The 17,829-nt window shown below is 48.9% G+C and carries 18 protein-coding genes; 6 read left to right on the top strand and 12 right to left on the bottom strand.

Features of this window, described 5'->3' with window-relative positions; translation table 11 throughout:
- Positions 1–219: 219 nt before the first annotated feature.
- The 12 genes from P1P89_11685 to P1P89_11630 all read right to left on the bottom strand — a co-directional run bounded on the left by P1P89_11685 (position 220) and on the right by P1P89_11630 (position 11,631).
- A complete protein-coding gene (locus P1P89_11685) occupies positions 220–1,665 on the bottom strand; it encodes a radical SAM protein (protein MDF1592169.1) in 1,446 nt (481 codons plus the stop codon).
- Complete coding sequence (locus tag P1P89_11680; protein ID MDF1592168.1) at positions 1,646–2,527, bottom strand: glycosyltransferase; 882 nt, start codon at positions 2,525–2,527, stop codon at positions 1,646–1,648. The genes P1P89_11685 and P1P89_11680 overlap by 20 nt, the downstream gene beginning before the upstream one ends.
- A 105-nt stretch (positions 2,528–2,632) precedes the next feature.
- Positions 2,633–3,130 (bottom strand): hypothetical protein, encoded by a 498-nt coding sequence (locus P1P89_11675; GenBank protein MDF1592167.1) that lies wholly within the window; start codon positions 3,128–3,130, stop codon positions 2,633–2,635.
- A gap of 238 nt (positions 3,131–3,368) precedes the next feature.
- Positions 3,369–3,782 carry a hypothetical protein gene (locus P1P89_11670; GenBank protein MDF1592166.1) on the bottom strand — a complete coding sequence of 138 codons (414 nt, stop codon included), beginning with the start codon at positions 3,780–3,782 and terminating at the stop codon, positions 3,369–3,371.
- A gap of 76 nt (positions 3,783–3,858) precedes the next feature.
- Positions 3,859–4,254: an FxsA family protein gene (locus tag P1P89_11665; GenBank protein MDF1592165.1), complete on the bottom strand. Its 396-nt coding sequence runs from the start codon at positions 4,252–4,254 to the stop codon at positions 3,859–3,861.
- Positions 4,255–4,291: 37 nt separating this feature from the next.
- Positions 4,292–5,116 (bottom strand): fumarylacetoacetate hydrolase family protein, encoded by an 825-nt coding sequence (locus P1P89_11660; protein ID MDF1592164.1) that lies wholly within the window; start codon positions 5,114–5,116, stop codon positions 4,292–4,294.
- Between the two features lie 21 nt (positions 5,117–5,137).
- On the bottom strand, positions 5,138–6,376 hold the full coding sequence (locus P1P89_11655) for a hypothetical protein (GenBank protein MDF1592163.1): 1,239 nt from the start codon (positions 6,374–6,376) through the stop codon (positions 5,138–5,140).
- A gap of 120 nt (positions 6,377–6,496) precedes the next feature.
- Positions 6,497–7,390: an amino acid ABC transporter permease gene (locus P1P89_11650; protein ID MDF1592162.1), complete on the bottom strand. Its 894-nt coding sequence runs from the start codon at positions 7,388–7,390 to the stop codon at positions 6,497–6,499.
- Positions 7,390–8,226 (bottom strand): transporter substrate-binding domain-containing protein, encoded by an 837-nt coding sequence (locus tag P1P89_11645; GenBank protein MDF1592161.1) that lies wholly within the window; start codon positions 8,224–8,226, stop codon positions 7,390–7,392. Before P1P89_11645 ends, P1P89_11650 begins: the two co-directional genes overlap by 1 nt.
- Positions 8,227–8,288: 62 nt before the next feature.
- Positions 8,289–9,056 carry an amino acid ABC transporter permease gene (locus tag P1P89_11640; GenBank protein ID MDF1592160.1) on the bottom strand — a complete coding sequence of 256 codons (768 nt, stop codon included), beginning with the start codon at positions 9,054–9,056 and terminating at the stop codon, positions 8,289–8,291.
- 167 nt (positions 9,057–9,223) lie between these two features.
- Positions 9,224–10,588 (bottom strand): protein kinase, encoded by a 1,365-nt coding sequence (locus tag P1P89_11635; protein ID MDF1592159.1) that lies wholly within the window; start codon positions 10,586–10,588, stop codon positions 9,224–9,226.
- 317 nt (positions 10,589–10,905) lie between these two features.
- Positions 10,906–11,631 (bottom strand): metallophosphoesterase family protein, encoded by a 726-nt coding sequence (locus P1P89_11630; protein ID MDF1592158.1) that lies wholly within the window; start codon positions 11,629–11,631, stop codon positions 10,906–10,908.
- 239 nt (positions 11,632–11,870) lie between these two features.
- Here P1P89_11630 and P1P89_11625 point away from each other — a divergent pair, with 239 nt between their 5' ends.
- The 6 genes from P1P89_11625 to P1P89_11600 all read left to right on the top strand — a co-directional run bounded on the left by P1P89_11625 (position 11,871) and on the right by P1P89_11600 (position 17,816).
- The gene (locus tag P1P89_11625; GenBank protein MDF1592157.1) at positions 11,871–12,527 is read left to right on the top strand and encodes a GntR family transcriptional regulator; all 657 of its coding nucleotides are present in this window, start codon (positions 11,871–11,873) and stop codon (positions 12,525–12,527) included.
- Between the two features lie 61 nt (positions 12,528–12,588).
- Positions 12,589–13,638: a homoserine dehydrogenase gene (locus tag P1P89_11620; GenBank protein MDF1592156.1), complete on the top strand. Its 1,050-nt coding sequence runs from the start codon at positions 12,589–12,591 to the stop codon at positions 13,636–13,638.
- A gap of 173 nt (positions 13,639–13,811) precedes the next feature.
- A complete protein-coding gene (locus P1P89_11615) occupies positions 13,812–14,981 on the top strand; it encodes a pyridoxal phosphate-dependent aminotransferase (protein ID MDF1592155.1) in 1,170 nt (389 codons plus the stop codon).
- A gap of 121 nt (positions 14,982–15,102) precedes the next feature.
- Positions 15,103–16,086 (top strand): ABC transporter substrate-binding protein, encoded by a 984-nt coding sequence (locus P1P89_11610; GenBank protein ID MDF1592154.1) that lies wholly within the window; start codon positions 15,103–15,105, stop codon positions 16,084–16,086.
- A gap of 174 nt (positions 16,087–16,260) precedes the next feature.
- Complete coding sequence (locus P1P89_11605) at positions 16,261–17,025, top strand: ABC transporter permease subunit (GenBank protein ID MDF1592153.1); 765 nt, start codon at positions 16,261–16,263, stop codon at positions 17,023–17,025.
- Entirely contained in the window at positions 17,022–17,816 is a 795-nt protein-coding gene (locus tag P1P89_11600) for an ABC transporter ATP-binding protein (protein MDF1592152.1), read from the top strand. The genes P1P89_11605 and P1P89_11600 overlap by 4 nt, the downstream gene beginning before the upstream one ends.
- Positions 17,817–17,829: the final 13 nt, after the last annotated feature.

Here is a 17,829-nt window from a genome sequence, read left to right as displayed (position 1 = left end):
AAACTTGAAGGGGTTGTCGCTGCAAGGGTTGTCAATAAGTCGCCATTATGGATGGGAAAGAACTGTGGAGCAGACTTTTCGATTTATCCGGCAGTTTGGTTGAAGCGATCTGATGTGGGTTGAAAGGCTCCCGTTAACCGATCCCCTGCGAAACAGTATGTTCCTACCAAAAAATTCTTATCTTTGGTAAGGGCTTTTCGTTTTATTTGGCCCATCATTTTAATCTGAATTCGGCGGTATTTTTTTGTGCAGCCGAATCGTTTTGGTGAGACTTTTCAAGGAACGAAAGGCCCTTCTAATTTCGTCAAAATCTTTCATGTGACGCAGGGTCTGGAAAACAAACCCGGGCCTGAAATAAAACGCTTTATATGCTCTGGCAAGTATAGGCTCGAGCTCTTTTCTTTCCATATCCAGTGTCTTGACAACCGGGCCGTAGGTCATGTCAAACTCTTTGAAACTCTCTGCAAGCAAAAGGTTGTTCTTTTTTGCATATTCATAAAGAGAAGTTCCCGGATAACACATGTTGATGGAAAACTGTACTTGATCGGGGGATAGTTTTTTTGCAAAATCAAGCGTCTCTTCAATGGTTTTTCTCGAGTCATAGGGAAAGCCGAACATAAACCCGCCCAGCGCTTGAATCCCATGCTTTTTGACCAATTTAAACCCTTTCTCAATCTGCCCTAGCGTCAACCCCTTTTTTATTTTATCAAGCACATCCTGGGACCCGCTTTCTACGCCAAGCCGAATCATCTTGCAACCGGACTGTTTCATCTCTGCAAGCATTTCATCATCAACATTGTCTGCACGGCCATTGCAGGTCCAGATGAGTTTGATGTTCTCCCGCCGCAGTCTCTGACAAAATTCAATCACCCGCTGCTTATTGGTTGTAAACGTGCCGTCGTCGATATTGATTTCTTTGAGCCCATAACGGTCGATCAGCTCATGAATTTCTGACAGGACATTGTCCAGACTTCTAAAGCGCTGCTTGTGGCCATACATGCTCTGTGGCCAGAGGCAGAACGTACAATGGTACGGACAGCCGCGGGAAGTCATCATGTTCATAAACGGCCGGCGCGAGTACCATGCTTCCAGATACCACCGCCAGGGAATGGTTTCCCGATCCGGGAAGGGAATCCAGTCTAAATCATCCGCCGGCCGACCATCACCGTTATCGATTATTTCCGAGCCGTTTCGGTAAGTAATGCCGTCGATTTCCTTTAAATTGTCCAGGTTTGAAACCACCGAAGCGATTTTGGTGTCAAATTCGTGCCGGACAACCACATCGATTGCGTCACAATCCGCTATTACTTCTTTGTGAAAATAGGTGGCATGGGGGCCGCCGACGATTATCCTGGCGCTCGTTGCCGCTTTCAACGCAGTCAGGCTCTCGTAATCGGCCAGGATGGAGGGGGTCGTCGTCTCCATAAAAATAGCGTCCGGTTTTATCGATTGAGAAAGTTCAAGTGTTTTACTCATATCCAAATCCTGTATGACAGAATCGATATAAGCCACACGGTGACCGGCATCTTTTAACTGGGCGGCGCTGTATGCAAGGAAGATGGGATATTGCAGGTACTTGTCGCTTCGTTGTTTGATAATTCTGTTCTGAGATCTTGTCCCGTAACCTTTTCCGGGCCAGGGGGGATTAATGATCAAGACTTGCATAATATTCCTTGTTCAGTCGGGCAGACAAAAGTCCAAGAATTTGTGCCAGGTAGCCGCTGCACAGCAATAAGAAAATCAGCGGGAATTTATAATCAAGACAGTTGTGTCTGATGATATTTACAGTAGACCAGATCCTTAATGATAAAAACCCTTTTTTACGAACAACTTTTTTTGCAAAAATATAACTGCTGATACCTCTTTTGTACTGCCATTTTAAAAAGCCTTGCAAAGAATCCCGTGCGGGGTGGTAGGCGATAACGTCTTTACAGTATTTTATTTTGTGGCCGGACTGATCCAACCGGTAGGCCAGCAGGCTGTCCTCGCCACCGGGGTAGGGGAAAGATTCGTCAAATCCGCCGATGCGATCAAACGTATCTTTTACTACAGCACAGTTGCAGGTGCTCAAGCTTTTGGTGAACCCTTTATTATCTACTTTCCAGATTTTGTCAAAACCGACGCTTCCTCCAGCGGGAAATCCGAGTGCTGAAATGGAATTTCCGAGCGTTGAAGACGGCAATAAAACCAGTTTTCCCATGAGTGCCTGAAAATCATTGCCGCTGAAATGCCGGTTTATGTTGGCAAGCCAATCGGGGCTTATCCTGCAGTCACTGTCCGTAAAGGCGATGATCTCTCCGGAGGCCTTTCTGGCTCCCAGGTTGCGGCAATAGGCAGGGCCATGATTTCCCTGCAAGCGAATGAGTTTACATTGGGCTGAATTTGCTATTCTTGCCGTGGTATCTGTAGAGCCATCGTCTACAATAATCAGTTCAAAATTTTTATATATCTGATTGGATATCGATTCCAGCAATCCTGGCAATGTTTGTTGAGCATTGAACGCAGGGACAACGATCGATATCTTCATTTAATCGAATAACTCCCGATTTTGCCAGGGTGTCAGTCAAAAAAGAATCCAGCTTTTAATTGAATATCAGGGCAATGGGACATCAAAAAAACATGCCCCTTTAAATCAGTTGGCGGCTCTTTCCTTAGCCAATTGCTCCGAACTCATGGTCCAGAAGGGTGTTCCGTCCTTGGTAAGGCGTACTTTTAAGGCAAAATCGTCTCCCTTTGTTATCTTTGATGCCATAAAAACTTCTTTTCCGTTGATATCAGCCCACACGCCCCTGACTTTGACCCTGTCTCCCTTTTTGAGTCCAACTCGCCTGATGCTCAGAAACCAGGATGGGGCCACATGCACCAGCACCTTTTCTGTTTTGGATTCACTCACAACCAGTGCGATGCCGGGAGACATGCCGGGGATCGGAACGAGTTCCATGATGTCTTCAACTCTCCCCTTAAAGGAATCCAGTTCGGTTGCTTTATAAAACTTATTGTAAGGGCTGCCAAGCTCCCAGCCGCCCATGCCGGTTTTTTCCTGGGCCAAAACGGTTGCGCCGGGAACAATTAGCAATATGCCCAGAATAGGAAGTATCAGCGTCGTAATTTTTTTAAAAGACTTTAACATGACTCCTCCTGCAAAGATAAAATCATATATTGTTCATGCTTCGGATCTATTATAGCCAAAAACAGATTAACTGCAAGTCCAATCCCCGTAGCCCGCCGGTTTCCATAAACGCGTATTGTCAATCGTATCCGCTATTTAAAACCGGTTTGATTTGGCCTAACACCATGTTATTATGGTAAAAAATAGCTACGCAGATTGAATTTGTCAATTGATCATAAATCAGACTGATAGGGAAAAATTAAAGCCGTTCAAGCAACCGTTTGATTTCCGAGAGATATGCCGATGTACCCCGCATAAAGATATCATTGTGATTGGCTTCCGGGATTTTAAGAATCGTTTTTGATCCCGATGGGCAGGCCGCATATAGCGCTTGTGCATCCGAAAATGGAATAATGCGGTTGTATATGGAACCCATATCATCATAATCGGCAACGATTTCACCGTTTCCATGAAAAAACAATATATTGGGGGCGGTGGTGGTTTCCATGTGAAAACTTGCGCCGATAACAACATCTTCTTCGACCGGTATTAAATGGTTTTGCGTCTGCTGATTCATCGCGGGAGTTCTCCGGTCAACTCTGGGATGAAAAATCGCCGACAGAACTTCCGGACGGTCAAGTTCTGAAAAATCCATCTGATTTAGATTCATCATTTCATACCATCCATCTTAGGGGAGGGTCGTTCACTCATGGTGCCAATAAACAGGAATGCAAGGGGAAAAGCATCCATTATGAGAAAAAGGTTATATTCAGGTTCTGATTTTTGATCCAACGCTCAAGCCGGAGCTTGGCGAATTGTTTAAAAATACGGCGGGTTTGGGGAAAAAGAATGAGCAGTCCTGCTGCATCGGTTATGAAGCCCGGCGTCAGCAGCACAATGCCGGCGATAAAAATCAGGAGCGCATCCATCAGGTCATCTGTGGGCATCAGGCCCTGCTGCAGACTGGCACGGACCCGAAGCAAGGTATGCATTCCCTGGAGCCGGGCGAGATAGGCGCCGGTAAATCCGGTCAGGACGACTAATAAAACCGTATTAAAGGCGCCGGCAACCGCGCCCACCTTGATGAGAAGATAGATCTCGGCAACAGGAATCAGCGTAAATGCCAGAAAAAGTTTAAACAACATATAATTCCTTTAATTCCTTAAAAAAACATTAGCGTACTTATGAAATGCTGGGTTTAGTGCCCGTGCCCTCGATCGGATTGCGCAGTATTCCGATCCCTTCGATCACAGACTCCAGCTTGTCTCCCGGCTTTAAATATACCGCAGGATCCCGGGTGTAGCCGACCCCGCTGGGGGTTCCAGTCAAGATAACGGTCCCCGGCAGGAGGGTCATATCGGTGGAAAGATAACTGATGAGCTCGGCCACCGGGAATATCATATCGGATGTATTGGCATCCTGCATGGTGTTGCCGTTGAGGATGCATTTCAACTGCAAAGACTGGGGGTCCGGGATTTCATCAGGGGTAACCAATATCGGACCCAGCGGGCAGAATGTGTCGAAACTTTTTCCCCGGACCCATTGACCGGAACCCGCGTGCGCCTGCCAGCGCCTGGCTGAAATATCGTTGGCGACTGTATAGCCCCAAACATATTGCAGCGCAGCCTGGGTGGATACATTATGGGCCGTTTTTCCAATCACCACCGCTAGTTCCACTTCGTAATCGGCTTGAAGGGGATCCATACAAGAGGCAGGAATCACAACAGGGTCATCGGGATGGGCTATAGTCGCGGGGTTTTTCATAAATAAAGCCGGGTATTGCGGAATCTTAAAACCGGTTTCTTCCGCATGCTGCCGATAGTTCAGCCCGATGCACAGGATTGCCTTTGGTTCCAGGGGCGACAGCAACTTTTTAACCCGGACTTGACGCCGGGTATTCTTGAGGCTGCCAAACAACGGTCCTTCCAGCAAATCGGCAATCCCTTCCCGGTAATTTTGCCCAAAGCAGATCCCATCTTTTTCATCCAAAAATCGAACAATTCGCATGAGGTTGTCCTTTCAACAGGGTTACAAGCGATAAACGGTCGGCTTTTCTTCAGCGTCGATATCGATGCCAATGGTGTCGCCGGTTGTAAATCCGACCCTAATGATTTCCTTGATGATAAAATCATGCCGATCCGCATGCCAATAGACGGACCAGAGCGGATTTCGCACCGTATCGACACCGTAGGCCGAGTGAGTTCCCAGGTTAAATCGAATTCTGTCTTTGGCCATAAGGGTATCAGCCTCGGAAAGAAAATAGTCCCTTTTATACAAATTGTTGTGAAGCGCCTTGGAAAGCTGTTTTTGAATATCCGGCATGTCATCAAGATAATGATTTGCGATCTGGAAAAGATCTTCCGGCACCTGAATCGAAATGCCTAAAACACCGAAGCGTTCATTGCGCAACGCAAAGGCTTCCATTTCATCATCATAGGCCGAAATAATGCCGAGAATATCATCGATGGTAGTGCCAGGCCCTTCGCTTCCAAGAACCAGTTCTTCGCATTTTGAGATAATATCGAGGTAGACGGATTTGCTGTCGATCACAAATATCGGCCGCTCGCGGTAACTTCGTCTTTTCCGTATTCTACGAAGACCGTCCAGCCGGATGGACCTTTCGCTTTCCTTTTGCATCAGGGTGTCGATATGGGAAATGTCCTTGGCCTGAACGACGAAAATTTCTCCGTCTTCAGAAATAATATATTCAATTTCACACTTGAAACCCAGATAGTCCTGAATATCTTCCGATACCTGTAACAACTTGCGGTCATGGGGCGTTTGGGTGACATAGGGATCTTTCTGGACTTGCTGGGTTCGGTTAAAACTATAACCGAATTCCCACTGTTTCCCCAGTTTTTTGGTCATTACGCTGATGCCGTCAATAAACGGCATTACGATGACACCCATTTCCTCAAGGTCGATATCCGGCGCGCTGTTAAACTTTTGCTGTCTGAGGATCGTCAGCCTTCTTGAATTCTTCGCACTGGTAATTATCCGTTTTCGGGCATACTTAATCCCGCCGACATCGGCGTATGTCTCCAGCGAGTCGAAAGTACCCCCCTTGTAAAATTCTTCCTGTGGGTGTCCGCTTCGTGCGATCACCTTAAAACTTTCGTGGTGATTGCCTATAAAAGATTCTAAGGCCTTGAAATTTTCACTTTTGAAATCGTCAGCAGGAATATAAATAAAGTCCGGAACATTAAAGTTTCCTTTTTTCAGTCTATCCAGGAGTCTGGCTTTTTCCGGAAAAGTAGGTTTCATCATTTTAACATCTTGTTATCGTTGTTTATTATTCATGTAAGACTAAAAGCTATGGCAAATATAATACACAACCCACGGGCTGTCACCCTTCATCTGTTTAAGCCCATCTAAAAAATACGGATTTTAACCGGCGCCCCTATGTTTCATATACATCTCGAGGCGTCCGATGGCCAGCGAAAGGCTTAATGTCAGGGACAGATAGAGCAGTGTAATCGTAATCCAGACTTCAAAGGTCAGATAGGTGGCCGACATCAGCTCGATTCCCTGAAACGTAAGCTCCTGAATGGATATAACCGATACAATGGCCGAATCCTTGATGGTTGAAATAAACTGTCCTGCCAGAGGGGGAAGGATTCGCTGGACGGCCTGGGGTAAAATGATGTGGCGTAATTGCGCCTTCCTCGAAAAACCGAGGGCCGATGAAACCTCCCACTGCCCTTTTTCGATGGATTGAATGCCGGCCCGGACAATTTCCGTGATATACGCTCCTTCAAAAACAGCCAGGGTGACGAGGGCTGACAGAAATGTGGGAAACTGTTCCGCCGGCGCAAATAGAAAACTCAAAATGGTTTTGGTGCTTTCCGATCGGGCTTGAAAAAAATCTTCCACGCTGAGTACCGGCATGATCTGATCGCTGATAAAAAAATAAAATAAAAAAATCAGAACCAGGGGGGGAAGGTTTCGGCTCAGCTCAACATAGGCGCCTCCGACCAGGCGCCTGAATAGGCGATGACTCAGCCGGAACAGCCCCATCATCGTTCCCAGCAGTGTTGCCAGAATGGTTCCCCAGAAACTCAGGCGGATGGTCGTAAAAAAACCCTGCATCAGCAGATTCGGCAGCCAGCGTTCTTGCTGCGGATCATACCGAAAAAGATACTGGGGTATGGTTGACCAACTCCATTTGTAATTGAGTCCGATATTAACGCGGTAAAGCAAGTACAGACCCATTCCCACAAAGAGGACGGCCAGTAGGGCGTCCAGCGGGGTTAAGCTTTTTTTTGTTTTTAATGGCGGCATTATTGGATCTGATTTTCCCAGTCCCGGGTTTCGAACCAATAATGCTTGCGCTCCTGCAGCCAGCCCTCGGCCCTCACGAACGTGATCCAGTTGTTCAGATAGTTAATGCTGTCGAAATCTCCTTTTCGGACGGCAAACCCGATGGGCTCTTTGGTAAAGGTTTCCGCCAGCGGCAGGAAGAGCTTATCGGGATATTTCAGCGCCCATTCAGCCGGCTTTGGGGCTGAGCCGACCACCGCATGCGCGTTGCCGTTCAGCAGTTCCTGGTAGGTCTGGGCCTCGTCGTCAAAATAACGCAGCTGGGCCTTCGGCATGAATTTCTGGGCGGCCGGAACCGCAGTTGACCCGAGCCGGATGGAAAGAATCACGTCCGGTCTGTTGAAATCGTTTAAACTGTTGAATCCGGCCGCCAGGTTTTTATGGGCCACCATCGACATGCCGGTATAATCATAAGGGATACTGAAATTGACCTTCAGGTTTCGGCTCGGTAAAATTCCCATCCCGCCGATAATGACATCAAACTTGCCGGTGAGCAGCGAAGGAATGATTCCAGCCCATTTGGTCGGAACAAATTGAACCGCAACGCCCATATCTTTCGCCAGGCGCGTGGCCACATCGATTTCGAAACCGATCAATTTTCCGGTTTTATCCTTCATGGCCCAGGGAACAAATGTGGACATGCCGACCTTTAAGGAGCCGCGTTTGAGAGCCTGCTCAATCATGCTTTCGGCGGTTAGTTGTTGCTGGGTTTCTCCGGTAAAGGCCACATCGGCAAGTCCGATAATGAGCAGGGTGATCCATAGTGTTTGGATGATGGATATTCTTTTTATTTTCATCTTTAGTCTCCTTTCTTTTTGTCTGTTGATGTGAGACGACATCACCACGATTAATTTTTTAGTTAATGGTTCAATTTGAGGCGATTTCCCATGAAGTTAACCATCAGCGATAAGAACGAAGTAATCAGGAGGTAGACAACGGCAATGGTAAACCAGATTTCAAAAGTCAAAAACGTTTCAGCAACGATCGCCTGCCCCCGCATGGTCAGATCGTATATTGCAATGGTGCTGACCAGGGCGGAATCTTTGATCAACGAAATGGCCTGTCCGGTCAGGGGCGGCAGTATCCACCGGATTGCCTGGGGCAGAATAATGTGCCGGTAGGTCAGATATCTACCGAGTCCCAGGCTGAAGGCTGCCTCCCATTGACCTTTTGAAATGGATACTATCCCGGCCCGGAAAATTTCCGAAGCATAGGCGCCCTCAAAAAGGCTTAACGCCAATACCGCCGCTGTGAACCGATCGATATCAAGGACCGGACCCAGAACGAAGTAGATAAAAAAAAGTTGCACCAGAAGGGGGGTGTTGCGAATCAGTTCGATGTACCCCCTGGCAAGGGCGCGCGCCATAAAAGAGTTCGATAAACGGAAGAGGGCGGCGATCAGACCGAATGAAAAAGAAAGCAGCAGGCTGACGCCGGTGATTTTAAATGTCACCATCAGCCCCATGATCAGCGGTCCGGCGACGTATCCATCCTCTTTCAAATAAAAAAAATATTGAAGGACTCGATACCACTGCCAGTTGTAACCCAGCCTGTCGGTGCCGCGCGCTAAAAACCAGATGATAACCCCCATCAACAGTACAAATTTGGTGATGTCAACCAGCTTCACTATTACAGCGCGTCTTGGCCCGGCAAAAACGTTTTTCAAAATTTTAGAATCTATTATCGACATATTTTCGCGAAAAGTGGATATTTTTCAATAGTGTGTTTGATCCCCCGGCAGCAGGTTGAGGGGAGCTCCATGGGATCGTATGACCGGCCGCATCGCCGTTCGGATTAATTCTCACAAACCCCTTTGGCATAGTAAAAGCTGCTGAAGTCATTAGACGAGACAAAACCCATTTCCATACTGACATACCATGCAGCGGTATAGGAGCGTCTGTCGCAGCTCCACAACCATTTCTGCTTTTGACTGAATACCGGTTCGATGCAAAGATCTTCTCTGTGGGGCGTCCGCGAGACCAGTGACAACAGTTCAGCAATTGTGGGCAGCCGCCAGTTGTTATGTCCGGTAGCCTTTTGCCTGTTCAAAGCTTTAATATACGAACAGGCATTGTTCCAGTTGACGGGAAAGTCCGTACCGGCCAGTTGCCAAATGAGCCCGGTACGGAGGTCCTGAACCGTCCCGTCGGACCTGATGTTAAATGAATTTTTTGTAAAACTCAAAGGCTGCCAAAGGCGATCAATTTTAAAAGTAGTCATTGCTTCTTTCGGCGCAACCTTGATGCAGTGTTTTCTCAGCGTTAGGTTTTGGGATTTGTCGCCGTAACCGTCCGTATTTTCAATCTTATCCTCCTGCGGCCGTTCGAGCGCACACATCCTTTCTTTTTTTCTGAGCCAGTCCGACCCAAGGGTTTCAAGGACCGCAAGCATTTCCATGGCGCTGTTAAAACGGTGCCGACGCAGGGGGGCAATCGATTTCAGAATAAAAGAATCCCAGTTTTCATCAAGATCCGGGTTGTATCTGCCGGGAGGGGTGGGAGTTTCCTGCGGCAGCCTGCCGGTCAGCATTCGGTAGAGCATGATCCCGACGGAATAAAGGTCGGCGCTGAAATCGACTGCGTCAGGTGCTTTTTCCTGTTCGGGGGCCGCATACCAGGGGGAGCCGACTTTAAGATTCGGGGGCCCCTCAAAAGATTCACCCCGTAGCTTGTGCAAGCCAAAATCGCAGATTTTAACCGTGTCCTGTTCGGTGATCAAAATGTTATAAGGCTTGATGTCACGGTGGATGATGGCGGCATGATGCAGACAAGCCAGACCCTCAAGGGTCTGGCGGATATAATGAATGGCCTTTTCGGTTTTGATGATTCGGCTTTCCATTTCGGTTTGATAGGTCTCGCCGATGATGATCCCCAGGTTGTTGCAAAAGTAATCCATTGTGTAAAAGAGCTTGCCGTCCGCTTCACCAAAATCCCATACGTCTATGATGTAAGGATGACGCAGGTTTGCCATGGTTGCAGCTTCGGTCATGAACATCGCCCGGATCTTTTCGGCTCCGACCAGATCGAGCAAAAGGGGATTTGGTTCCAGCAGCTTTAAGGCGACGATTTTTCCAATAACCGGCACTTCGACTTTGAAGACCTTGCTCATGCCGCCGCGACCGAGCAATCCGCACACCTTGTATTTATCAATGGTTCTCATTTTATTTCCGCTTAGAAAACCTGACCCTCAGGGCATGGTCGGAGTTCAGTGGCTTTACCGTACGAAGTACAAATAATTTAAATCCGAAGCACGGAATCCGAAATACGAAACAATATTTAATGACCGAAATTCAAATAATCAAAACATTACTGGCATCCGACCTCGTGAATAAGATTTTGTTTTTGTCTTTAGAGAATTAGAAATTTGATTTTGTTTCGCAATTCGATATTCGGATTTCGAATTTTGCCAGAGACTTTTATGCAAATCATGCCCTCCGGGCTGAAAGCAAAGCCAGCCCCACTGAGGTCGGATATTTGTCAGCGCAGCCGGTAAGCGTGTGATTTCGGGAGCCCAGCAGCGATAATTTTGTTGGCGACCGCTTCAATGTCATAGGGAATATAGCGCACTTCGATCTCATGGCTTTTGTTGTCCCAGATGATGTATTTGGCGTTGTTATTATCATCTCTGGGCTGGCCGACACTGCCGACGTTGATGATCTGCCGCTGTTCGGCCTTGAGCCGGACGACACCCTGGGAAAGGGCTTCATGCATGACAACGCGTCCGTCAAAAGAAATCATTTCAATGACATGGGTATGCCCCACAAAGCAGATCGGTTCAGGCAGGACTTTAAATGTTGAGATGATTTTATCATCCGTGATCTGGAACAGATATGTGCTAATGGAGTCCGGCGGAAACCCGTGAACCAGTCGGCAGTTTTTTAGAACTTTGGCAGCTTCCAGGCTGCGGATATAGCGGATGGAATTATCGGACAGCATCTGAGCTGTCTGTTGCAGGGACCGGCGGGCAAGGGGATTGAAATATTTTAAAACCTTCGTATTTGCCACTCCCAGTTCATGATTGCCCATGACTGTGGGAATTTCAAGGGCCTGGATCTGCTGAACGACCGCTTCGGGTTCAGGTCCGTAGCCCACCATGTCACCCAGGCAGAAAATGCCGTCAACATTGGACCGGCCGATATCATCCAATACCTGGCGAAACGCTTCCATGTTGCCATGAATATCTGAAATAACGGCAATTCTCATTATTTTGATAACTTATAACAAGTTGAGTGAAATAAAAAGTCAAAAAATCATTTAATGGCGAATTGATGTCGCGATACATTCGTAAAAATCTGTTGACAAGATCCTATATCATATATCATTGAGTTCGTAAATCACCGCTATCAGCCAATTTTTTTGTCCGAAAGAGAATTCCGGTGCCGTGCGGAACGGCCGGCCTTTTGATCCTTTTCTTCGGCCAATAAACAGGGGCATAAAAACAAATGGATGTGCAGTTTAAAACAAAGACCGAGATTGTTCAAGCCAAGCTGCACCGGGATATTATCGCCGGGAAATTAAGACCGGGTCAGAGAGTTATCATATCTGAACTGGCCAAAGAATTCGGTTTCAGTGAAATTCCCATCCGGGAAGCCATCCGGTCCCTTGAAACCGCAGGCCTGGTGCGCTTTACGCCGCATGTGGGGGCGGTGGTCAGCCAATTTAATGAGAGAGAGCTTCTAGAAATATACATCATCAGAATAGAACTGGAAGCCCTGGCGACCCGGCTGGCCGTAGCCCATATTACGGCGGCGGATCTCGATTTTCTGGATAAAAACGTCGGCAAAACCGAAAAGGCGATTCAGCAAAACAAGCACGATAAAATCGGACCTTTGAACAAGGAATTTCATCTAAGGATTTATCAGGCGGCGCCTTACCCTTACCTGCTGGATTTGATAAAAAGTTTATGGGAGAAGTTTGAGTTGTACCAGAGCGTGTTTGCCTATGTGCCGGGCAGAGCCGTTCCCTCCTGCCAGGAGCACAAAAGAATTATCGAGGCGTTGCGGGTAAAAAACGGTGCCCTGGCGGAAAGACTGGTCAAGGAGCAGAAGGAACGGACCATCCGGGCGTTAAAAGAACGCTTGGATGTGCTGGAAAACTGATAAAATCTTTGATGCAGAGGCTACTTAAAGAGAACGATAACAAGTAAACGGGTTAAAACCATTGAAAAAGCGTTTGATACTTTGCGGTTTCGGCAATGTCGGCCGGACATTCGCGCAGCTGATAACAGATCAGAAACAGGCAGTAGCGGAAAAATACGGGCTGGAATTGGAACTGACGGCCGTCGTCGATATCGGCGGTTCGGCCGTAGCAAAGGATGGGGTCTTGCCGGCGGATCGGCTGTTGTCGCATGTGAAACAAGGCGGTTCGGTGGAAACCTTCGAAAGTTACGGACAACCGGGATTGGGCGGAAAAGCGCTGCTGGCATCAGTGGCCGCGGAGATGCTGGTGGAAACAACGCCGACCAATTTGGTGGATGCCGAGCCCGGCAGGGGCCATATGCTGGCGGCCCTTACAAGCGGCAAGGATATCGTTACCGCCAACAAGGGCCCGCTGGTTCTTTTTTACAAGGAGATCATGGATCTGGCCAAAAGTAAGAAGCGCCGCATCTACATGAGTGCAGCCACGGCTGCGGCTTTGCCGACGCTGGATGTGGGGCTGCTTTGCCTGGCCGGCGCCAAGGTGCTCGCAATCGAGGGGATTTTAAACGGAACGACCAATTATATCCTCACCCGTATGACTACGGAAAAGTGCTCCTACGAAGTGGCGCTAAAGGCTGCCCAGGAAATGGGCATTGCCGAAACGGATCCGAGCCTGGATGTTGAAGGGCTGGACACCCGCAATAAAATGATCCTGATTGCCAATCGGTTGTTTGATAAGAATTTCAGCCCGGCGGATGTACCGGTAACAGGAATTACCGGCATTACGCTAAAAGACATAGAAAAAGCCAAAGCGGACGGAACGATTATCAAGCTGATCGGTGAATGCCGGATGGAGAATGGAACCGTTATGCTCGAAGTCGGTCCCAAGCGCCTGGGGAAGGATCATCCGCTGTCAACCGTTCATTTTTCCGAAAAGGGGATCAGTTATCTTTCGGACACCATGGGGCGGGTGACGGTCACCGGCGGCAAAAGTTCTCCGGTGGGGGCTGCGGCCGCACTCCTGAAAGATTTGATACATGCATCTCTGTTTTCAGCTGATGGTGGTATTTGACGCGATTGAGCGATGGTCTGCTTTAAATTGAAGTAAATATTCGACCCCAAATGAGCCGGCTGTGGTCTACGCCGGAGGGCATGCTTTCCGTAAATGTCCGGGGCGAAATTCGAAATCCGAATCAGGTATTCTATACTGGAATAAATAAACAAACCAGGAGGAGATTTAATACGATGAAAATCGCTGCACGCATGGATCAAATTCCCTTTTCGGGAATTCGGACAATCTTCGAAGAGGTTATCAGGCGGGAGAAGCGGGGCGAAAAGCTTATCCACCTGAACATCGGCCGGCCGGATTTTGATACACCGGCGCATATTAAAGAGGCTGCCAAAAAGGCGTTGGATGAAGGCAAGGTCCATTACTCATCCAATTACGGCATTCCCGAGCTGCGAATCGCCCTGGCTGAAAAATTCAAGCAGGAAAATAATCTTATCTATGACCCCAACAAGGAGATCATCGTTACCGTCGGCGGCAATGAAGCCGTGTTGATGACCATGATGGGGCTGCTGGATCCCGGTGACGAGGTGCTGATCCCGGACCCCTGCTGGCTCAATTATTTTTATTGTGTGCGCATGGCGGGGACCAATCCGATATCGGTTCCGGCCCTGCAGGAACATGACTTTGTCCCACAGCTGGAAGACTTTCGCTCACGGATTACTTCCAAGACCCGGATGATCGTCATTAACACCCCCAACAACCCCACCGGGGCCGTCTTCAGTGCGGAAGCCCTGGCGCAACTGGCGCAGCTGGCCAAGGAAAAGGACCTTTATGTTCTGTCCGACGAAATTTATGAAAAGATGGTTTACGACGGCAGCCGCCATATCAGCATCGGCAGTTTGCCGGACATGAAAAAAAGGACGATTACGGTCAACGGGTTTTCCAAGAACTATTCCATGACCGGCTGGCGTCTGGGTTTTGTGGCGGCGGATAGCGAGGTGATTTCAGCGCTGGTCCGTATTCATCAGTATGCCACGATCTGCGCAACTTCGTTTGCCCAGTACGGGGCGGTCGCGGCCTTAACCGGACCTCAGACGGATATAGAGAACATGATCAAGGAGTTCGATCGCAGAAGGGTGCTGGTTTACAATGCATTAAAGGAAATGCCGGGTATTGACGTGGTAAAACCCCTGGGGGCGTTTTATATTTTCCCCAGCATCCGGGAGACCGGCAAAACGCCGGATGAAATGACGCTTTATCTGATCGAGGAGGCCAAAATAGCGGTGGTCCCGGGAAGTGTTTTCGGGGATTACGGCAACGAGTCCATCCGGATTTCCTATGCCAATTCCTATGAAAATTTGGAAAAAGCCATGGCAAGTATGCATGCTGCCTTAAAAAAGCTATAATGGATTTACCTGACGTTATGATGCTTTGGGGTAAGACTTTTTCAATTACCTGTATTTCCGCTAAGGGAGGTAGGCGAAAAGTCAACTTTACGATAAACCTAAAATCACGGGAGGGATGAAAATGAAAGTGTCATGGAAAAATTTTTCAGTTTTGTTTGTAGTATTGTCTTTGGTGCTCGGTATCGGCGTTAACGTCCAGGCGGCCGACAAGGTTCGAATTGTACTGGGGGATGTGGCTTCGGTTGAAACCCTTTGCCTGATTGTCGCGCTGGACCGCGCCAAAGATCGCGGGGTGGATTATGAACTGACCGCATTCTCAAAAGAGGAACTGGCTATCCAGGCCATTATCAACGGTCAGATGGACATCGGTATGGGCACTCCTTACTCGGTCATCCAGAAAACCAGTGTACCGCTACGGCTTTTTTTCCAGGTGAGCAAGCTGGTTTTTTACCCGGTAGCATCCAAGGAGTACAAGACCTGGAAAGATCTGGACGGCCAGCCGTTTACCTTTCATGCCCGCGGCACCGGCACCGAAGCCATCGGCAACATCATTGCCAAAAGAGAGGGCATCAGCTTCGGTCAACGCAGTTACGTGCCGGGTTCCGAAAACCGGATCATTGCCATGATGAAGGGGCAAATCAAGGCCTCGATTGTCGATCTGAACAACAAGAACATCCTGATGAGCAAAGCCGGGGACCGCTTTCACGTTCTGCCGGGCGTCAGCGATCCGGTCACCGATGAAGGCATGTTTGCCGATGTGAACTGGCTCAAGAAGAATGAAAAGACCGTAACGATCCTGGTGGAAGAACTTACGCGCACCTGGCAGGAAATGATCAAGGACCCGACCATCATGGATAAGGAGCGCAAGAAACGCAACCTGATTTCCGATCTGCCCAAGGAGTTGCTGGCGGATGTGGATAAATTTTACAAGGAAGCCGTTGACGGCGGATTGTATGATCCCAAAGGCGGTCTGAACGCCGCCAAAGCAGACTTTGAATTTTTTGTGGGCGCCGGTCAGTTGAAAGGCCCGGCGGAAAACCTGAAGGTTGAAGATTACTGGTATCTTGCCCCGCTGCAAGCGGCCAACGCCAAAATGGGAAAATAACTTAAGACTGAAGCCAAAGAGGCTGAAGGTCAATTGTCCGTGGTTCGTAGTCCGTGGCCGTCATAATTTCAATGACAGCGGACGACAGACAACGGACACCATCCATAAAATCCCCCCGTTCCCCCCTTTGAAAAAGGGGGGGTGGAGGGGGGATTTTATCAAGAAGGATCAATTATGGTGTCCTTTTTCTTACATCCGTTGACGTTGAGAGTCTTATCATTTGCGGCGGTGTTCGGGGTATGGGAATACGCCGGCCGCATTCCCATCAGCCCGGCGTTCCCGACGTTTTTACAAACAATGGCAGCGCTTTGGGGCATGATCGCCGATGGGTCCATGGCGGCGGTCTATCCCAGCACCCTTGAACCTCTGGGCATCGGACTCGTTATATCGTCCTTCCTCGGTGTGGGTTGCGGGATTTTCATGGGGCTTAATGAAAAAGCCGAATGGTTCGGCGCGCCGGTTTTTATCGTGATGCAGGCTGCACCGCTGGGGGCGCTGGTCCCGCTGCTGACATTCGTTTATGGGATCGGGCTGACATCGAAAATCCTCACCGTCTGTATCATGGCGTTACCGGTGATTGTTTTAAACGCTTTTAATGCCGTGCGCCACACACCCGAGTCGATGATCGAGATGGGCCGGTCTTATCTCGGCAGTCGTCTTCAGGTGATCCTGAAGATCATCCTGCCGGCCGCCAGTCCGGTGATCTATGCGGGGCTGCGCCTGGGTGCGGCCATGGGATTTATCGGGGCGATCCTGGCCGAACTTTTGATAACACCGACAGGGATCGGCGATATTATCACCTATAACCAGTCTGTTGCCGAGTACGATAAAATGTATGCGGCCATCTTTTCGATCATGGCGTTTGCCGTGATTTTCATCGAAATATTAGAGCGCTCCGAATATATATTCTTCAGACCTGACAAAAGGGTAAACCAATGAGTACGATTACTAAATCTGTTTCCGAAACGATAGCACCCGTTGCTGTTGCGGTTGAAAATGTTTCCAAAATTTATCCCGGAGGCGTTGAGGCACTGAGCAATATGACGCTCCAGTTTCCCAAAGGAGAGCTTACGTCCGTGTTGGGTCCTTCCGGCTGCGGCAAAACCACCCTCTTGAAAATTATCGCGGGGCTGCTGCCGGCGAATTCCGGAACGGTTACGGTCAACGGCAAGCCGGTTACCGGTCCGGGACCCGAGCGCGCCTTTGTGTTTCAGGATTTTGCCCTCATGCCGTGGGCCTCGGTCATTCGCAATGTCGCCTTTGGGCTGGAACTGCGTGGTGTTGATAAATCCGAACGCATGGCCATGGCCGAGAAACAAATCGAAAGTGTGGGGCTGAAAGGTTTTGAAAATCATTATCCGCACCAGCTTTCGGGGGGCATGCGGCAGCGCGTGGGCCTGGCGCGCGCGCTGGCAGTGGATGCCGATATCCTGTTGATGGATGAGCCCTTTTCGGCGGTGGATGAGCAAACCCGCCGGAAATTTCAGGAAGATCTCCTCGGCGTGGTGCAGAACGAGAAAAAGACCTTTATTTTCGTTACGCACTCCATTGAAGAAGCGGTTTATCTATCCGACAGCATCGCCCTGCTCTTGCCGCGGCCCAGCCGGGTTTCTGAAATCATCAAGCCGGATATCCGCCGCGATATCGACCCGGATGCCATCCGAAGCGATCCCGTCTATCTGGATACGGTCGAACGTATCTGGCAGGGTCTGCGGCGATATATCGAATAACAGGGAGAAGAAA

This window comes from Desulfobacterales bacterium, from assembly GCA_029211065.1.
GTDB lineage: Bacteria > Desulfobacterota > Desulfobacteria > Desulfobacterales > JARGFK01 > JARGFK01.
This window is presented reverse-complemented; position numbering and strand designations above follow the sequence as displayed.